Annotated in this window: 11 protein-coding genes; 5 read left to right on the plus strand and 6 right to left on the minus strand. The window is 34.4% G+C overall.

The window, feature by feature from the left end:
* The 6 genes from GQ47_RS09015 to GQ47_RS09040 all read right to left on the minus strand — a co-directional run bounded on the left by GQ47_RS09015 (position 1) and on the right by GQ47_RS09040 (position 11,009).
* Positions 1–2,502, minus strand: coding sequence for a beta-N-acetylhexosaminidase (locus tag GQ47_RS09015; protein ID WP_035647444.1), 2,502 nt, complete (start codon positions 2,500–2,502; stop codon positions 1–3).
* A 13-nt stretch (positions 2,503–2,515) separates the two neighbouring features.
* Positions 2,516–3,997, minus strand: coding sequence for a glycoside hydrolase family 10-like protein (locus GQ47_RS09020; RefSeq protein WP_035647446.1), 1,482 nt, complete (start codon positions 3,995–3,997; stop codon positions 2,516–2,518).
* A gap of 283 nt (positions 3,998–4,280) precedes the next feature.
* Entirely contained in the window at positions 4,281–5,108 is an 828-nt protein-coding gene (locus GQ47_RS09025; protein WP_035647447.1) for an alpha/beta hydrolase, read from the minus strand.
* A 56-nt stretch (positions 5,109–5,164) separates the two neighbouring features.
* Positions 5,165–8,080, minus strand: a complete 2,916-nt coding sequence (locus GQ47_RS09030; protein ID WP_035647449.1) for an FAD-binding and (Fe-S)-binding domain-containing protein — start codon at positions 8,078–8,080, stop codon at positions 5,165–5,167.
* A gap of 111 nt (positions 8,081–8,191) precedes the next feature.
* Positions 8,192–10,120: a glucosamine-6-phosphate deaminase gene (nagB, locus tag GQ47_RS09035; protein ID WP_035647450.1), complete on the minus strand. Its 1,929-nt coding sequence runs from the start codon at positions 10,118–10,120 to the stop codon at positions 8,192–8,194.
* Between the two features lie 139 nt (positions 10,121–10,259).
* A complete protein-coding gene (locus GQ47_RS09040; protein ID WP_035647451.1) occupies positions 10,260–11,009 on the minus strand; it encodes a DeoR/GlpR family DNA-binding transcription regulator in 750 nt (249 codons plus the stop codon).
* Between the two features lie 247 nt (positions 11,010–11,256).
* Here GQ47_RS09040 and GQ47_RS09045 point away from each other — a divergent pair, with 247 nt between their 5' ends.
* From GQ47_RS09045 to GQ47_RS09065, 5 genes are all read left to right on the plus strand, one after another.
* Positions 11,257–14,523, plus strand: coding sequence for a SusC/RagA family TonB-linked outer membrane protein (locus tag GQ47_RS09045; protein WP_035647453.1), 3,267 nt, complete (start codon positions 11,257–11,259; stop codon positions 14,521–14,523).
* A gap of 24 nt (positions 14,524–14,547) precedes the next feature.
* Entirely contained in the window at positions 14,548–16,281 is a 1,734-nt protein-coding gene (locus tag GQ47_RS09050) for a RagB/SusD family nutrient uptake outer membrane protein (protein WP_035647455.1), read from the plus strand.
* Between the two features lie 268 nt (positions 16,282–16,549).
* The gene (locus GQ47_RS09055; RefSeq protein WP_035647458.1) at positions 16,550–17,743 is read left to right on the plus strand and encodes an exo-beta-N-acetylmuramidase NamZ family protein; all 1,194 of its coding nucleotides are present in this window, start codon (positions 16,550–16,552) and stop codon (positions 17,741–17,743) included.
* Positions 17,744–18,042: 299 nt separating this feature from the next.
* Positions 18,043–18,855 (plus strand): N-acetylmuramic acid 6-phosphate etherase, encoded by an 813-nt coding sequence (gene murQ, locus GQ47_RS09060; protein WP_035647460.1) that lies wholly within the window; start codon positions 18,043–18,045, stop codon positions 18,853–18,855.
* A 69-nt stretch (positions 18,856–18,924) separates the two neighbouring features.
* Positions 18,925–20,433, plus strand: a complete 1,509-nt coding sequence (locus GQ47_RS09065) for a sodium:solute symporter (RefSeq protein ID WP_035647462.1) — start codon at positions 18,925–18,927, stop codon at positions 20,431–20,433.
* Positions 20,434–20,495: the final 62 nt, after the last annotated feature.

Raw genomic sequence — 20,495 nt, forward strand, 5'->3', positions numbered from 1 at the left:
CTATGGATTAATTTTTAAGTCCTGTCCTGCCATCAAAGGCTCGTTATTGGTTCCTGTAATTTGTATTCTAACCGCTTTTACAGGCTGTTTCGGATAAATTGATGCGTTTCCGTAATCGAAATTATCGCCTTTTATAAAATCAGTTCCATTGTATGAAAACTCCACAAAACCATTATTAATGATAAATCTCGGATGATGCGGAATTCCAGTTAAAACATCAATTTTAGAAGATGTTACAGGATTGGTAAAAGTATATAAAATCCAGTCGCCCTCTTTACATGCAACATCGGTACGCAAATACGATTCTTCATTATAATCTTGCAGATTCAAAATTGGAAACTTCGGATTTTCTGCCATTGAAGAAGTCACTTTCACTTCTGGTTCCTGATATGGCGAACAGTTGAATTTTACATTTGCAGCAGATTTTTTTTCTTCTTTATTTTCGACTGTAAAATCTAATCTGTACGTATTTTTTTCATTATAATTTTCAATCAAAAATCGCAAACGAGGTTTTGATTTTAACCCTTTTTCGTCTGCATATGTCTGCACTAATTTATCATTTTCAAAAAGCGAAACATTTTTGATTGTTCCATTTGCTCCATCCTCTGTTGGATTAAATGTCAAATACCAAATCCCTTTTTTATCCACATGTTCCGAAATGTTTTCAGAAATAGTCAAAACTTCTGCTTTTGAAGTATTCCAAGTTGCAACAGGGAGTTTCTCTACTTTCACCGCAGGACTTGCCGAAGTTTCATTGAAGAAAACTCTAAACATATAATGCTCATAATCTTTAGTCTGAATTGGCCCTGTGTACAATGTCGATTGCCTAGTTGGTTCATTTCCGTCTTTATCAAATCGCACGATTGCTCCTTCATAAGGCGGCGTTACGGTAATAATTCCGTTTTTATAAATGGCTGTTGGAGGAAAATCTCTGAAAGCAATTCCCATATTAGCCAATCTTTTTAAATGGCTGTTGGTTAATCTTCCATAAAAATCATCCCAGTTTTTATCTTCTTTTTTAGACCAGCCAATTTCAGACAGTGCACTAATTCTCGGATAACTTTGGTATTCCATAATTCTTGCAGGACGATCCAAATATTCGCTCCACAAAGCACCTTGAACTCCAATTATATTTTTTTGCTCTTCTGGAGTTAAATCTGCATCAGGAATTGGTTCAAACGAATAGGCTCTTTTTGTATCAGTAATTGCTGCCCAGCGATGACCTCGTTCCGTTTCAGATTGCGCCATATCAAAATACAGAAATTGTCCTGGCATCATAATAGTTTTATACCCTTTTTTCGCCGATTCAATTCCGTAACTAATTCCCTGCCAAGCAGAAATAAGCGTATTTGGGTTGATTTCTCCACCTTTCAGAATTTCATTCCATCCATCGGTTTTTTTATGGTATTTATCTACAATTTTCTGAACTCTTCTAAAGAAATAATTCTGAAGCTGAAAACTATCTGTAAATCCTTCTTTCGCCATCAAAGCCTGGCATTTTGGACAATGTTCCCAATTCGCACGATTGACTTCATCTCCTGCAATATGAATATATTCAAAAGGAAACAATCCAGATACTTCTCTAATAATCGAATCCAGAAGATCATAATTTTCTTCGCGTCCTACACACCAAACATTTTTTACTTCGCCCTGAACACTTTTTAGTTCCTGCGTTATCGCACAGCCCACTTCTGGATACGAAGCTGTTACGGCACGCGAATGTCCCGGAATTTCGATTTCTGGCATTACAGAAATACCGCGATTTGCTGCATAAGCCACGACTTCTTTAATATCTTCTTGTGTATAAAAACCTCCGTAACGTTTGTCTCCAGAACCATAAGATGGAAGCAAAACTTCACCTGGGCCCCTCCAAGCGCCTTTTAGAGTTAAATCTGGCATCGATTTGATTTCGATTCTCCAGCCGTTATCATCAGTTAAATGCCAGTGAAAAACATTCATTTTATGAGCGGCCAACCAATCGATATAATTTTTTACGGTTTGTTTATCGAAGAATTGTCGCGAACAATCGAGCATCATTCCGCGCCAGTCAAAACGAGGATAATCTTCAATTTTGACAAATGGAACAGCTCCTTTTTTAACTTCTTTCGCAGAACAAATTTGAAGTAAAGTCTGGAATCCGTTTAAAACACCTTTATCCGTTTTTCCTTTTACGAAAATTCCTTTTTCGTTTATTTCTAATTGATAACCTTCATTTGGAAGATCCAATTTCTTATCTACTAAAAATGAAATATTATTTTTTCCGTGTTTTTTTCCAATGGAAACAATTGGGGTAATTCTGGTATTTTTTGAAAAATCTGCAGTGATATAATCGACGCTATTTTTTAGTTTTTTGTCTACAACAACTTTTAATGGTGAAGGAAAAACAAATTGTCCCGCACTTTGTTGAACGGATACAGGTTTCGGAATTATGTCTAATTTTTGGGCTTGTACAAAACTAAGCGAACTTAGAAATAGGGCTAATAGAAGAATATTTTTTCTCATCTCTTTTTATATTTTATTTTATTGAAAATTCAATCGGACTGCTTTCTGTCTGGGTCTGACTCAAAGCGGTGAGCGCATAAACGTAGTTTTCCAAATCTGGATTTGGCACTTCTAGTTTTAGAGCTGTTGTCACGTAATAAATATTTGAAGGATTTGAAAAATCAGTTATTTTTCCTTTTAGAAATCTGTAAATCACATATTTTTTGTCGTTAAATGCTGCTTTCCAAGTTAAAACTGCTTTATCGCCTTTTTTTGCAATTACTGCATTTGTTGGTGGTTCTGGTTTTAATCTTGTAATTCTGTTTGCTTCTGGAGTTAAAGCAATGTATTTGTATTCTTTTTGAAGAAGAGGATTTCTAAGCGTATCTCCTTTTTTCAAAAAAGTAGAAGCTGTAAAATGCATAGAACCTTCAATTTGAGGCATTTTGCGAATCATTTCAATTTGTTTTACGATTTGGTCAGGGCTTCTCCACTCAGGTTCTTTCGCCGAAGTTGAAATTTTATAATCACCATGACCAACGTAAACATTTGCTCCATATTTGTGTTCTGCCCACCATTTTGCCAGAACTTCAAAATTGGCGCGGTCAAAACCAATGTGCCAATATATTTGAGGTGTTACATAATCGATCCAGTTTTCTTTTTGCCATTTTAAGATATTCGCATACAAATCATCATAATTTGTAGCTCCGGCAACAGTTTTAGAACCTTCAGAATCTTTGGCGATATTTCTCCAAACTCCAAAAGGCGAAATTCCGAATTCAACTTCTGGTTTATTGGCAATAATAGTATCTCTGATTTGTTTGATGATTAAATCGACATTGTCTCTTCTCCAATCGTCCTTATCTTTAAACTGACGCGGTTCTTTGGCAAATGTTTTTTCATCTGGAAATTCTTGTCCAGCGATTTTATATGGATAAAAATAATCATCCATATGAACTGCTTGAATATCATATTTACGAACAATTTCGCCAACAACAGAAGCCACAAAATCTCTGGTTTCTTTTAAACCCGGATTAAAATACCTTGTTTTTCCGTACGTCAAGAAAAGGTCTGGTCTTTTAAAATATAAATGATCTTTTGAAAGCACATCTCTCACGGTATCTTTCTGAACACGATACGGATTCAGCCAAACATGAACGTTCATTCCGCGTTTTCCTGCTTCATCAATCATCATCTGTAACGGATCGAAACCTGGCGCAACACCTTGCGTTCCTGTTATCCAATGTGATGCTGGTTCTTTTGTAGATTTGTAATATGCATCGGCAGTAGGGCGAATCTGAAAAATTACGGTATTAAGATTATACGAACGAAGATTATCTAAAATAGCAATCATTTCGTTTTTCATTTCTTTATCTGACAAACCAGGTTTAGACGGCCAGTCGATATTTTCTACAGTAGAAATCCAAGCTGCTCGCATTTCTCTTTTTGGAGATTGCTGACTGAAAATTTTGGTTTGAATCAGCAATACCAAAATCATAATTTTTATGCTTTTCATAATTATTATTTTAGGTAGTTAGTATAGTTTATTTAACCGCAAAGTGCGCAATGGTTTACGCAATGTTCGCAAAGTTTTACTTTTTTTTTTAATCTTTAGTGGCTATTTTTCTCTCGCAGATCAAGCAGATTCAATAGATTTAATTTGTAGTAAAAAAAAATCTTTTTTAATCTTTTAATCTGTGGCTGAAAAAAACCTAACAGGCTTTAAAACCTGTTAGGATAACCAACCAAAGTTTATGTCTCACGGTAAATTGACAAAAAAACCGCAATACACTTATCGTTTACTTTGTTTTTTCAGCATCATTGAAATAATTGTAAAAAAACAACAGTTGAAATTTTAAGGAATTCTCCCAATATTTTAAATTATGTTCACCAGGGCGCTCAATATAATCGTGATTTATTTTTAGAGCCAACATTTTTGCATGAAGTTCTCTGTTTACAGTCATGAAAAAATCATCAACTCCACAATCAATAATCAGTTTTAATTTATTGTCTTTTACCAAATCCAGCATATTTGTTACTGTATTTTGATTCCAGTTTTCAGGATAATCAGAAATTGATCCTAATCGTTTTTTGATATCCCAATTTTCAGGAAACGGACGAATATCCACTCCTCCGCTCATACTTCCCGCAGCTCCAAATACATCCTGATGTTTGAAAGATAAATACAATGCGCCATGTCCGCCCATGCTCAAACCTGAAATGGCTCTTGCTTTACGGTCTGCAATGGTTTTGTATTGTTTGTCAATAAAAGGAACCAATTCTTTTACAACATAAGTTTCATATTTAAAACTCGGATCTATTGGACTGTCAAAATACCAACTTCCATAATTTCCGTCGGCGCAAACTACTATAAAACCATATTGATCGACTTGTTTTCCGAGTTCCTTAAAATCTTTTGCCCAAGAACGATAATTTCCGCTGTAGCCATGAAGCAGATAAACAACCGGAAATGCTTTCTTGCTTTTTTTATAATTATCCGGAACTACGACACAAGTTTTAATATTCTTTTGCATCGAAGCGCTAAAAACTTGTAAAGTATCAACCTTTGCTGCTCTTGCTGTAAAAATTAGAAATGCGAACAAAAAGGTGTAAATTGTTTTTTTCATAACTGCTGTTTTTATAAAATACTATTTTTGAAAAGCACTAGTAAAGTACAAAAAAATTATTTCAGGCAATCCTTTAAAATAGTCACGGGATGCATGGCTTTTCTACTCGTTCCGTCAAAAATCTGATGACGACAACTGGTTCCTGCAGCGGCAATTTCAGTTGATAATTCTGTTGTCCTGATTTTCGGGAACAACGTATCTTCTCCCATCTGCATACTTATTTCGTAATGTTCTTTTTCGTATCCAAATGAACCCGCCATTCCGCAACATCCAGAATTGTAAATCGTAACCGTATTATTTTTTGGAACATTCAGCATCGCAAAAGACGCTTCAACTGTACTTAACGACTTTTGATAACAATGTCCATGAATTTTGATATTTTTCTCTTTTTCAGAAAATTGTCCCGAATGAATTTTTCCGTTTGTAATTTCTCTTTTGAAAAATTCCTCAACTGTAAACGTATTTTTGGCTAATTTTTCAGCACTTTCTTTATCACCGGCTAATCGCAAATATTCATCTCTAAAAGTTAATATTGCAGAAGGTTCAATTCCGATTAAAGGCGTGTTTTCAGAAATTATATTTTTGAACGTATTGACATTTTTATTGGCAATTTCCTGCGCTTCTTCCAGAAAACCTTTTGAGATAAAAGCCCTTCCGCTTTCTTCGTGATCGATTATAATTACGTTGTAACCTAATTTCGTAAACAATTCGTAGGCATCAATTCCGACTGAAACATCATAATAATTGGTAAATTCATCACAAAAAAGATAAATGCTGCCGTTTTCAAAAGAATCCGCTGTATTAAGCTTTTTATTCTTTTCGTACCATTTTCTAAAAGTCTTTGGAGCCAATAAAGGCACTTGTCTTTCAGGTGCAATTCCCATACGTTTTTTAACAAATGAAAGATTGGAAACCCAATTGGTAACAGATGGCGCAATACTTCCAAATTCATTTAGTTTAGAATTGAAAGCAAATATTTTATTTCGGAAAGAAAATCCGTTTGCTTTTTGATATTGGTATAAAAATTCGGCTTTTAAAGTCGCTACGTCTACATTACTTGGACATTCGCTTGCGCAGGCTTTACAGCTTACACATAATTCAAAAACCTTATATAATTCTTCGTGATCGAATTTATTTTCTTTTTCTGAATTTGTTAGATATTCACGTAAAGCATTCGCACGTGCACGCGTAGTATCTTTTTCATTTCTTGTGGCACGATAACTCGGACATAAAGTTCCGCCCGCCGAAGGCAATTTGCGGCAATCTCCAGAACCATTACATTTTTCGGCAGCACGCAAAACCCCTAAACTATCCGAGAAATCCTGAATCGTTTTAATCTCTGGTTCTACCCTTCCTGCTTCAAAACGAAGATTTTCATCCATTTTGGAAGCATTTACGATTTTCCCAACATTCAAAATGGTATTAGGATCAAATGCTTTTTTAATTCGTTTTAGCAGTTCGTAATTTTTATCGCCAATCATAAAAGGCAGAAACTCTCCTCTTAAAATTCCGTCGCCATGTTCACCACTTAACGAACCTCTGTATCTTTTCACCAAATGCGCTACTTCAGTAGATAAATTTCTAAACTGATGCAAGCCTTCTTTTGTTTTCAAATTTATTTTCGGACGCAAATGCAGCTCTCCCGCTCCGGCATGCGCATAATAAATCGCGCTTTGTCCGTGTCTTTCCATCATTGCCGTAAAATCAGCAATATAATTAGGAAGATCGCTCAATTCTACCGCTGTATCTTCAATAGAATCAGCTGCTTTGTCGTCTCCAACAATACTTCCTAAAAGTCCCAGACCTGCTTTTCTTACCTCATTTACTTTATCAATATCTTCTCCGTAAATTTTTGGCAAGGCATATCCAAAGTTATTATCCTGTAGTTCTTTAATTAATGCATCGGCCTGTAGTTCGGCATCTTCCATACTAATGTGTGATCCAACTTCAAGCATAATAACTGCTTTTGGTTCACCCACAATAAAAAATCGGTTTTTAGCTTGCTCTCTGTTGGTTTTGGTACAATCTAAAATTGTATCATCCATCATTTCGCAAGTGTACAAATGATGTTTCATTGCGGTAACGACTGCTTCTAAACTTTCCTGAATGGTATTAAAATGCGCCACAACCATAATATTATTGGTTGGCGGTAAATCGTCTACTTTTAAAGTTATCTCTGTCGTAAATGCCAAAGTTCCTTCACTTCCGCAAAGCAATTTTCCTAAATTGATTGTATCTTCTGTACCCGAAAAAAGTTTTGATTTCAGTAAAGCATCAATCGCATAACCCGTATTTCGTCTGTGAATTTCTGGTTTTGGAAACTCTTTTAAAATTTCTTTCTGATTTTCTTCGTTTGAAAGTTCTTCGTAAATTGTTTTGTAGATTTTACTTTCTAAAGAATCTCCTTTTGTTTTCTCAATAAATGCTGCAGAAGTTAAATCTTTAAAAACCGCAATACTTCCGTCACTTAAAACTGCTTTTATTTCGACTATTTTATCTCTAGTAACGCCATAGCGAATTGAAGTTGTTCCAGATGAATTATTTCCAACCATTCCTCCAATCATACATCTATTGGTTGTTGAAGTCGTTGGCGCAAAAAACAATCCGTGCGGTTTTAAATACAAATTCAATTCATCGCGAATTACTCCGGGCTGTACTGTAATGGTTTTCTTTTCGGCATCAAAAGAAACAATTTTGGTAAAATGTTTAGAAACGTCTACAATAATTCCGTTTCCAACTGTTTGTCCCGCCAGAGAAGTTCCTGCCGTTCTTGGTGTTATTGAAATATTATTTTCTGACGCAAAGCGAATAATTTTTACAATATCTTCTTCAGTTTTAGGAATAGCAACGGCTTCCGGCATAATTCTATAAGCAGAAGCATCTGTGGCATACAGTTTTTTATGAAGATCATCATAAAAAAGAGTTCCTTCTAAGGAATCTGATAGTTGTTGTAATTGAATTAAATCAGGCATTATTGGGTTGTATTGCTTTTGGAAGTTAATTTGAAAGTCGATATTGGCTGTATAATTTTAAACCTGACGGAATTTAAAATCCCGCCAGGTTCTTTCATACAAGCATACTAATTAATAATCAAAACGTTTGAAAGCCTCGATAGCTTCGTATTCTGCTAATCCTAATTTATCGTAAAGAATCGCAGTGTTTTTATTTCGGTCTTCGGCTCTAACCCAGAATTCTCTTGAATCATTTCCTTGGAACATAACTCGGTCTTTTTGAGATTGATGGTATAAAATCGCGTGACGTTTCAACAATACTTCTGAAGGGCTTAAAGGAACAGCCATGTCAATTTCATGAATATCCCATTCGTGCCAAGCTCCTCTGTATAACCATAACCAACAGTCGTCCATGTATTTTTCTGGTTTCAATTCTTTCATGGCTGCAAAAATCGCATTCAGACATACTTCATGCGTTCCATGTGGATCTGCCAAATCTCCAGCTGCAAATACCTGATGTGGTTTTATTCTTGCGATGATTTCTTTTACAATAGCAATATCTTCTGGTCCTAACGGATTCTTTTTTACCTGTCCTGTTTCATAAAACGGAAGATCTAAAAAGTGTGTGTTTTCATCTTTTAGGCCGATGTATCTTGTTGCTGCATAAGATTCTCTTCTTCTGATTAATCCTTTTAGTTTTCTAACTTCTAGAGAATCAATCTGATTTTCTGATTTCTTGTTCAAAAACTCAATAACCGATTTGAAGTTGATATCTTTTGGAAGATTTTCTCCAGCAAAGTCGTTGCAAACTTCAGCGAACTTCAATGCTTCGTCATCAGTAACGGCAATATTTCCAGAAGTCTGATATACAACATGCACATCGTGTCCTTGTTTGATCAATTTTGAAAAAGTTCCCCCCATAGAAATCACATCATCATCTGGATGCGGACTGAAAAGAATCACTCTTTTCTTGGCTGGATTGGCTCTTTCCGGACGATGTGAATCGTCTGTATTTGGCTTTCCTCCTGGCCATCCTGTAATGGTGTGCTGCAGAACGTTGAACATATTGATGTTCAAATCGTAAGCAGAACCTTCCTGCGCCAAAAGATCAGACATTCCGTTATTATTGTAATCTCTATCAGTAAGTTTTAAAATGGATTGTTTCGTTTTTTTACAAAGCCAAACGATAGCTTTACTTTTTAATTCTTCTGTCCAGATGCATTCTCCAACCAGCCAAGGCGTTTTAAAACGAGTTAATTCTGAAGCTGCAGACTGATCCAATACGAAAGTTGCATTTGGATGATTTTGTAGAAACGTTGCAGGAACATCAGAACTTATTTCGCCTTGAATTGTTCTCTTAATAATAGAAGCTTTGTTTTGCCCCCAAGCCATTAATACGATTCGTTTTGATTTCATAATGGTTGAAACTCCCATCGTGATCGCACGTTTTGGTACATTGTCAATTCCATTAAAATCAGAAGAAGCATCAACTCTTGTAATATGATCCAATGTAATGATTCGTGTTCCTGAATTGATGTGCGAACCCGGCTCGTTGAAACCAACGTGACCTGTACGACCAATTCCTAATAATTGAAAATCTAAACCTCCAGCTTGTTTAATGTTCATTTCGTAATCGATACAATATTGATTCAATTCATCAATTGCAACTGTACCGTCAGGAATATTAATATTTTCAGGCTTAATATCAATGTGATTAAAAAGATGCTGATGCATGAAGTAATGGTAACTTTGGCGATTTTCTTTATTCATTGGATAATATTCATCCAAATTAAAAGTAATTACATTGCTAAAGCTTAATCCTTCTTCTCTGTGCATTCTCACTAGTTCTTCATAAACCTTTATAGGAGAAGAACCTGTTGCCAGACCTAATACACAGGATTCATTTGTAGCTTGTTTTAAACGTATTAATTCAGCTATTTCTTGAGCGACATTTTTTGAAGCTGTAGCAGAACTTTCAAAGATTACATTATGATTTTTCTCAAATCGGGTTTCTTCAAATTTTCCTGGTATGTCGTAAGCCAAAGAAGTAGTGGTTTTCATAATATATCTATATAGTTAAAATTTAGTTTTAACAAATATATAGAACAAAAACAGAACAATTACATTATTTTGCGTTATTTAACAAAATAAAATTAAAAACATGCAAAAACATGCAAAAATTGAAATATGAAAATGAAAATTACAGTATAAGTACTCCGGATTTTCTATATTCTTCCAATCTGTTATCATTAGGATCAAGATCAGTAACTATAGTATCCAATTGTGTAAGATCACAAACACCATGTGCCATTTTAGTATTTAATTTATCCGAAGAAAACATTGAAACTACCTTATCAGAAGCTTCTATCATAGCTTTTTTGACAATTGAAATCTCATAACCAATTTCCGTCAAGCCTTGTTTTATATTAATACTACTTGCACCGATAAAGCAAATATCGGCTTTAATTTTGGACACAACCTGAATTACATCCATACCAATAGTTACCATTGCGTTTTTTTGCATTTTTCCACCAATAAATATTAAATCTATATTTGGATGCTGTGATAATTGCATGGCAATTGGAAGACTATAAGTATAAATAGTAGCTTTTAAATTGGCTGGAATTAACTTTGCAAAAACCAAATTTGTGCTTCCTCCACTCATTATAATAACCTGGTCATCACGAAGTAAAGACAATGCTTTTGTCACAATTTTAGTTTTTTCCTCCTCTTCTGCAATATATATATCAAATACATTAGCAGATTTTTCTGATACCTGAACTGCTCCGCCATATACTTTCACTAACAGCTTTTTACTGTCAAGTTCGTTCAAATCACGACGAATAGTATCTTCAGACAAATCTAAAGCCAAAGCCAAATCTGTTGTGACAACTTTTTGGTCCTCAATTAGCTTTGTCATTATGTATTTATGTCTTTCGGCTTTCAGCATATTTTTGAAAAGTTAAAATTCAGGACAAATATATCAAATATTTCAATTTATATCCGAAAACTCCTTACAATCTGCAACAGTACGCAAATTTTAAATTCCAAGTCTTAATTACGAATAATTTAAATATGAATTTTTGCATGTTTTTGCGTTATTTTAGTTAATTTTTGAAAAAAAAGATTAAATAATGCATTTGTATGCAATAAATAAATATATTTGCTCAACAACCATTAAAAAAAACCAGATAATCATGAAAAAATTACTTCTTATTTCATTATTGGTTTTGTTTATTCAAACAGCGTTTGGACAAGCAAAAACAATCACTGGAACTGTAAAAAGCAAAACGGACGGAGTTCCAATTCCTGGAGTCACTGTCGTTATTCAAGGAACATCTAATGGCACCACCACCGATTTTGATGGAAACTACACCATCTCAATCGCGCCAGGAAGAACTTTGAGCTTTAGCTACATGGGATTTGAAACCCAATTAATTAAAATTGAGAATCAGCAAAAATTAAATGTCACTCTTTCGGAAACGACTTCAAAATTAGATGAAGTAGTAGTCGTTGGTTTTGCTTCTCAGAAAAAAACAAACTTAACAGGTGCTGTAGCAAATATCGATGTTGCAAAAACAATCGGAAGCAGACCTTTAACTGATGTCAGCAAAGCATTACAGGGAACTACACCTGGTGTAAATGTTAGTTTTAACTCAGGAAATATTAATCGTGCTGCCAATATCAATATTCGTGGTGCTGGTACTATTAATGGTTCAGATGCTCCTTTAATATTAGTTGATGGAGTTCCGACAGATTTGTCTCTTATCAATCCAAATGATATTGCAACGATGTCTGTACTTAAAGATGCCGCTTCTGCTTCTATCTACGGAGCTCGTGCAGCTTTTGGTGTTGTACTTATTACAACTAAAGGAGGAAAAACTGGAGAAGGAAAAGTAAGATTCTCATATAGTGGAAACACCGCTTTTGTTAACCCAATTTCTACATTAAAATTCTTAGATCCAACTGATGAGATTCCGGGGTTAATTGCAGCGGGAACACGTACAGATGGTTCTACTCCAGAGATTTTTGGTCAAAACTATAGCACTTTACTTGCAGGAATTAAAAATTGGAAAGAAAAATACGCAAATAATCGTACCAGTCATGAGATGGTTTATGGAGAAGACTGGGAAATTAAAAATGGTACGCCATACTTCTACAGAGTTTGGGACGCAAACAAAGAATTATATGCAAAAGATGCACTTCAAACAACACACAATTTATCTGCACAAGGTAATTTAGGTGATAAGAGTTCTTTCTTTGCTTCGTTTGCAATTAGCAACCAAGAAGGTATGTTAAGAGTAAACCAGGAACAAAAACAGCGTATCAATATTAACTTAGGATTTACTACAAAATTAGCTGAATGGCTTACTGGTGACTTCAAAGTAATGTCAATCAACAGTTCTTATGAGCAACCTTTTAACTACTATGGTGGTTCTGGTACTGATGATACTGGTTATGGAGGTTATTTTGGATATGCTCTTCGTTGGGGTCAGTATTTTCCGAATTTTGGAACATACAGAGGATATAATTTCCGTACTGCAGGAGGATATTTATCGAATGCATCAAGAAATGAAAACACTAACCGCAATACTAGATTAAGCGCAAAATTTACGGCTGACATTACTAAAGCATTCAATGTAATTGCTGAAGTAAGCAACGTAACGAACTATTCGAACAGAAAACAAAATGGTGGAAAATTCCAGGCTTGGGATAGCTGGTCTGCGATGCCATATGATGCGACAACAATTCAAACAGCAGTACCTGCAACACTTGAAACAGGAAATGATTTCGTAGGGCAATCAAAATCAGAATCTGCTACAAATGTTATAAATGTCTATGCTAATTACAAAAAGCAATTGGATAAACATAACTTCAAATTCTTAGGAGGTTTCAACTCTGAGTGGCAAGAATATTCTCGTAATTATGCAAGAAGAAATACTCTTTTAGATAAATCAAAACCAGAATTTAACCTTGCAGTAGGTGAACAATTTGTTTCAGGATCAGCAAATAGTTCTTTAAATCCAGCAGAAACAACGTATTCAATTGCAGGTTTCTTTGGACGTATCAATTACGATTATAATGGAATTTATTTAGTAGAATTAAATGCTCGTTATGATGGTTCTTCAAAATTCCCAACAGACCAACAATGGGGCTTCTTCCCTTCTGCTTCTGTAGGATACAAAATTGTGAATGAGAAATTTATGGAAAGTACTCGTTCTTGGTTAAATGACCTTAAATTACGTGCTTCTATTGGATCAATCGGAAATCAAAACGTAGGAAACAATGCTTTCTTATCTTTATTAAACTCTACAAATCCTTCTTGGGTAAATAGCGGTTCTACACTTCCTCCTTCTATGAGTTTGCCAACTAACGTTGACCCTGCTTTAACATGGGAAAAAGTATATACAAAAGATGTAGGTATTGACATTAAAATATTTGACATGCTTGGTGCTTCGTTTGACTGGTACCAACGTGATACAAAAGGAATGTTAGCTCCAGGTATAACACTTCCAGGATCTTTTGGTCAGTCGGCTGCACAGACAAACTCAGGAAACATGAGAACAAGAGGATGGGAACTTTCTTTGAACTTTAACAAACAATTAGGCGAAAATGCTTCGGTATTTGTTGATGTTGCTTTATCAGATTATCAATCAGTTGTAACGAAATGGAACAACAGTTCTAAATTATTATCTACTTATTATGATGGTTATGAAATTGGACAAATCTGGGGACTTACAAGTGACAGACTTCTTCAGGCTGATGACGTAATTACTAATAACGGTAAAACGGTTAATGGTGTTGATTATTCTAAAACAATGCTTGGTAATTTTAAATACGGAGCTGGTGATGTTCATTATATCGATACAAATGGAGATGGTTCTATATCACGTGGAGCAGGAACTGCAGATGATCATGGAGATTTAAGCAAAATTGGTAATTCAACTCCTCGTTACAAATACGGAATTACATTAGGTGGTACATATCGTGGATTTGATGTTTCAGCTTTCTTCCAAGGAGTTGGTAAACGTGATTACTGGGCTGCTTCTGATGCTGTTTTACCTTTTTATCGTGCACCACAACAGATGTATGCAAACCAAGTTGATTACTGGACACCAGAAAACACAGATGCTTATTTTCCTAATCCTTATTACGGTAGTGAATCAACTGCATTTGGAGGAAGCACAAATGGTATGAATAACTTTGTAACACAAACAAGATATTTATTAGATATGTCATACTTCCGTCTTAAAAACTTTAGCCTTGGATATTCTTTACCAGCAAATATTGTGAAAAAAGCCGGGTTAGATAAAGTAAGACTTTATACTTCAGGTGAAAACATCGTAACATGGAAAGATAAACGTCTTCCTGTTGACCCTGAAATTGATGAAACTGAAGTTTTCTGGGGAAGAGCTTATCCTTATACTAAAACATGGTCTTTTGGTGTTGAGCTTTCTTTCTAATCCTAATCTTACAAAACTTTTAAAATGAAAAAATCAAATATAAAATCAAGATTTCTGCTTTTGTTTGCTGTTGCTGCAACATCAATGACTGCAGTGAGCTGTACAGATTATCTTCAAGATGATCCTGCAGATAAATTTACCAATGATAACTTCTGGCAATCAGAAGATAATGTAAGAACATTTTCATGGCTTAACTATGATACTTTTTACGGTTATGGAAACGGAACCACAATTGGACTTTCTTTTTTCTACTACCACGGAAGTGATTACAGAGTAGATGACAATTTATCGGCTTTTACTTTTTATCAAATGCCAATTACAGCAGCTACAACTAATACTTATTCTTGGAATGAATATTATACACTTATTCGCCGTTGCAATTTGATGCTTGAAAAACTGCCTACTGTAAATATGTCTGCAGATAAAAAGAACCATTACACTGGTGTGGCTAAATTTTTCAGAGCTTATACTTACTATCGTTTAGTTCAAAAATTTGGTGACGTTCCGTATACTGATAAATATTTAGCACAAGGTGATGCAGAGGTTTATGCTCCGGCAAAACCAAGAGCAGAAATCATGGACAAAGTAATTGCAGAATTACAAGAAGCTGCTGATTTAATGCTTCCTGCTGATGATAAAAATGTTACAGCTAATAAATACACAGCTTATGCTGCTTTAAGCAATGCTTGTCTTTATGAAGGAACTTACAGAAAATACCATTTAGGTCAGGACGGAAGCTCTTATCTAAACAAAGCGAAAGCGGCTTCTTTGGTTATTATGAATAATCCAGCTTACAAATTAAATGCGGATTGGAAAGGTCTTTACAACTCAGTTGAATTACTTGGAAATACTGAAGTTATTCTTGCAAAACGTTATTTAACAAACGTATTAATGCACTCATTGCAAAACTATACGAATACTTCAACAATTCAGTACGGTTTAACAAAATGGGCAGCAGACAGTTATGTAACTACAAACGGATTGCCAATTCAGCAAGCTGGAAACAGCCAATATCTTGGTGATAATACAGTTACAAATACTTTTACTAACAGAGATCCTCGTTTTGGAAAAACTGTAAATCCTGCTAACTATGGTTACAAAGGAAAACCTTTTGGAACAACAGCTTTAGTTTCAATGTCTGGATATGTATTTGAGTTATACAACAACCCAGCTACTACTGGTCCAGATGTAACAACTGGAGGACGTAATTACACTGATGCTCCATTATTTACACTAAGTGAAGTATATTTAAATTATGCTGAAGCTTGTGCTGAATTAGGAACTGCAACTAATAACGATCTTGATATATCAATCAACAAAGTACGTACTCGTGCAGGAATTGCTCCTTTAACTACTAATGGAACTAATGCTTCTGCTGGAGGTGTAGCAATCAATGATCCAAGAAGAACTTCTGCTTTAGAGCAAATTTCAGGTGTTGTTAACCCGTTGATTTGGGAAGTACGTCGTGAGCGTCAAATTGAATTCATGAGCTGGACAACATTAAGACAAGCTGATATTTATCGTTGGAAAAAAGGTGATTATTTAGATACTTCAAAAAATCCTGACGTAAATCTTGGTGCAAGAATTGGAACTCCAGTTGGTTCACAAACTGTTGTAGATGCTAATGGCTATGTGAAAATATACCCAGCAAGTACGAGAAATTTTGAGGCTAAACATTACTTAATGAACATTCCAACGAATGACATTGATTTATACAAAGCTCAGGGAGTTACATTGAAACAAAACCCAGGCTGGTAATTCAGAATTCATAATAAACTATTTGCCCCTTTATAATAAAACTGCCTCTGAATTGAGTTATTTCAGAGGCAGTATTTTAAAAATACTCTTTTTTAAACACATGGTGATAGATAAAAAGAGACCAAATAAAATTTTAACCTCAATATTCAGGCTATACAATATTAGTTTTTAGATTTCCCCAATCTACCTAAAACATCCACATACAACCAAATAATATCTTAATTTTATTTAGTCAATATTTTTGTCTTAACTATTAACTGTATTTAAAATGATAAAATTTATAGCAAAAAGCGCTTTTGTTGCGGCATTTCTATTTTCTCTTCCGACTTATTCCTCAGCAATTCAAACTAATAATTCAGAAGAAATCAATGCTGCTGTTATCAAGACCGGAGCTGATAATTACGAAAAATATCTTCCTCTTTTAAAAGATAAAAAAGTTGGAATTGTAACCAATCAAACCGGAATTTTATCCAACAAAACACATGTTGTTGATTTTCTTTTAGAGAAAAAAATTGCTGTACAAACTATTTTTGCTCCTGAACACGGATTTAGAGGAACTGCTGATGCTGGCGAACACATTGTTGACGGAAAAGATCCTAAAACCGGCTTGTCAATCATTTCACTTTACGGTGATAACAAAAAACCAAAACCAGCGCAATTAGCCGGAATCGATGTCATGATTTTTGATTTACAGGATGTAGGCGCGCGTTTCTATACGTATATTTCTTCGTTGCATTATGTAATGGAAGCTTGCGCAGAAAACAACATTCCGCTTATTGTTTTTGACCGACCAAATCCAAATGGTTCTATCGTAGACGGACCGCTTTTAGAAAAAGAATTTACAAGTTTTGTGGGCATGCATCCTATTCCATTATTACACGGAATGACAATTGGTGAATATGCGCAAATGGTAAACGGCGAAAAATGGCTGAAAGATGGCGCTCAATGCAAACTGACCGTTATTCCTTGTTTGGATTATAAAAGAACAATGCCGTACAGTTTATTAGTGAAACCTTCACCAAATTTACCTAATGACCAATCCATCAATCTTTACGCTAGTTTATGCCTTTTTGAAGGAACAAATGTAAGCGTGGGACGCGGTACTGAAACACAATTTCAAATTTACGGTTCTCCTTATTTAAGCAAAACGAATTTCACTTTTACACCTAAACCTAATTTTGGCGCAAAAGATCCTTTATACAACGGGAAAGAATGCTTTGGTGAAGACCTGACTTCTTACCCAAAATTAAAACAGCTTGAATTAAAATGGCTTATTAAAGCGTATCAAAATACAAGTGACAAAACGAAATTCTTTAATGCTTTTTTTACCAAATTGGCTGGAACAAAAAAATTACAACAACAAATTGAAAACGGCGTTTCTGAAACTGAAATCAGAAAAAGTTGGAAAAAAGACTTGGAAACTTTCAAAAAAATGCGAATAAAATATCTCATTTATAAATAATATTTCTAATTCAGTTCCTTTAAACTTAATTTTTTAAACACTAGAAACATAGACTTTATAGACTTACAAAAAAGCGTTTCATAAGTATAAACACACACATATATATTGCTATGCATAAATGTATTTCTCTTTGGTTTTCTTTTTAAAGATTGGTTACCTTTTTATACAAAAATCAAAATCTGTGTTTCTATGTTTTAAAATTAAATTCCATTCTAGATAAAAATATCAAACTATTAATGTAAAGTAGTGAAACCTGAAATTCGAAGAATTGTGGTTTCAAAAATCAAAAAAAAAGAAAAATGAAAAATAAAAATCCTGAAACTGAACAAGAATCTTTGTACAAAGACTTGGATCAAATGAGCGTGAAAGAACTTCTTACAAACATTAATACAGAAGACAAAAAAGTTCCGCATATTATTGAAGAGCAAATCCCTAAAATAGAAAAACTAGTTAAAGCCATTGTAAAAAAAATGCAATTGGGCGGAAGACTATTTTATATTGGAGCAGGAACTTCAGGACGAATTGGGATTTTAGATGCATCAGAATGCCCGCCTACTTTTGGCGTTCCGCATGACATGATTATCGGAATTATTGCTGGTGGAGATACTGCTATCAGAAAAGCAGTTGAAAATGCTGAAGATGACACGGAACAAGCCTGGAAAGATTTGGCCAAATATGAAATCTCAAGTTTAGATTTTATTATCGGAATTGCGGCTTCAGGAAATACGCCTTATGTTTTGGGAGCTTTGAAAAAAGCAAAAGAACACAATGTTAAAACAGGAAGTATTTCTTGCATCAGCAACGGACTTATTGCTCAGGAAGCAGATTATCCGATTGAATTGATTGTCGGACCAGAATTTTTAACTGGAAGCACCCGAATGAAATCGGGAACAGCGCAAAAACTGACGCTAAATATGATCTCAACTTCGGTGATGATTAAATTAGGAAAAGTAAAAGGCAACAAAATGGTTGATATGCAACTTTCTAACGAGAAACTGGTAAAACGTGCTATTAAAATGATTATTGAAGAACTTGGAATTGAATATGATTTAGCCGAAGAATTACTTCATAAGCACAAAAGCGTAAGAGCGGTTTTACAGGCTCAAAAATAAAATCAGCAAAACCAAAACTATTTAAAATCTTTTATAGTTTTATAAAAGAATCAAAAACCAAAAAATAAAATGACACCAAGTACCATTCTTATCCTTATTATCGTTTATTTCGGAACATTATTTTATATCTCACACCGAGTGAGTAAAAAAGACAGCGGAAACGATGCTTTTTTTACAGCCAATAAAAATTCGAAATGGTATTTAGTAGCCTTCGGAATGATTGGAACTGCGCTTTCTGGAGTTACTTTTATATCGGTTCCGGGCGAAGTTGGTGCTGTAAGTGGTGAACAATTCAAATATTTTCAGTTTGTTTTGGGTAATGCACTAGGTTTCATTGTTATTACAAAATTATTATTGCCTTTGTATTACAGAATGAATCTGACTTCAATTTATGGCTATATTGAGCACCGAATGGGCGTTTTCAGTTATAAAACAGCTGCTTCTATTTTCTTAATTAGCAGAACCATTAGCTCGGCGTTCCGACTTTATTTGGTGGTGATTGTTTTGCAGCGTTTTGTTTTTGATTTCTATCATATTCCATTTGCTTTCACGGTTTTGATTTCGCTGTTACTTATTTTCTCTTATACTTATAGAGGCGGTTTAAAAACCATTATTATTACAGATACTTTACAAACTTTCTTTTTAGTAACTTCAGTTTTCCTTACGATTTACTTTATCTGCGACCGAATGGATTTGAGTGCCATCAGCGCTTTTGAAGAAGTAAAAAACAGTAATTATTCGAAGATTTTTTTCTTTGATGATTTTATGGGAAGTAAATTCCATTTCATCAAACAAATTTTAGGCGGAATGTTTGTTACAATTGCAATGACAGGTCTGGATCAGGATTTAATGCAAAAAAACCTGAGCTGTAAAAACATAGGCGAAGCACAAAAAAATATGTTCACTTTTACAGGAATATTTGTTGTTATCAATATTTTCTTTTTGAGTGTTGGCGCACTGTTATACATTTATGCGAATAAAAACGGAATCGCAATTCCAACTGATTTAGTAACAGGAAAACCAAGAACCGATTTATTATTTCCTGAAATTGCCTTAAATCATTTAGCGCTAATTCCTGCCATCGTATTCTTATTGGGAATTATTGCTGCCACTTTTGCCACTACAGATTCGGCTTTAACAGCCTTGACGACTTCTTTTTGTGTGGACTTTTTAGGAATGAACAAAGCCGAAAACAATCATAAGAAAAACACAGTACGAGTGAGACATTTGGTTCATATTAGTTTTTCTATTTTAATATTTTTTATCATTTTGATTTTCAATTCGATAAATGACAGCTCTGTTGTTGGAATGATCTTTAAAGTGGCTTCTTATACTTATGGTCCATTGTTAGGATTATATGCTTTTGGTTTGTTCCAAAAAACAAGAAATGTCAACGATAAACTAGTTCCGTTTATTTGTTTGCTTTCTCCATTTTTCACGTATTTAATCAATGAAAATTCGAAAGCATTATTTGGAGGATATGTTTTTGACAATGAATTAATCGTTCTAAACGGACTAATTACCTATTTAGGATTATATTTTACAAGTTCAAGAAGTACTACCAGAATAAGTTTCTAAACAGCATAAGAATTACCAGAATAATCAATTGAAATCTATGTTTAGATTCAATTGTTTCAAAA

The sequence above is a fragment of the Flavobacterium sp. ASV13 genome (genome assembly GCF_000745775.1).
Lineage (GTDB): Bacteria > Bacteroidota > Bacteroidia > Flavobacteriales > Flavobacteriaceae > Flavobacterium.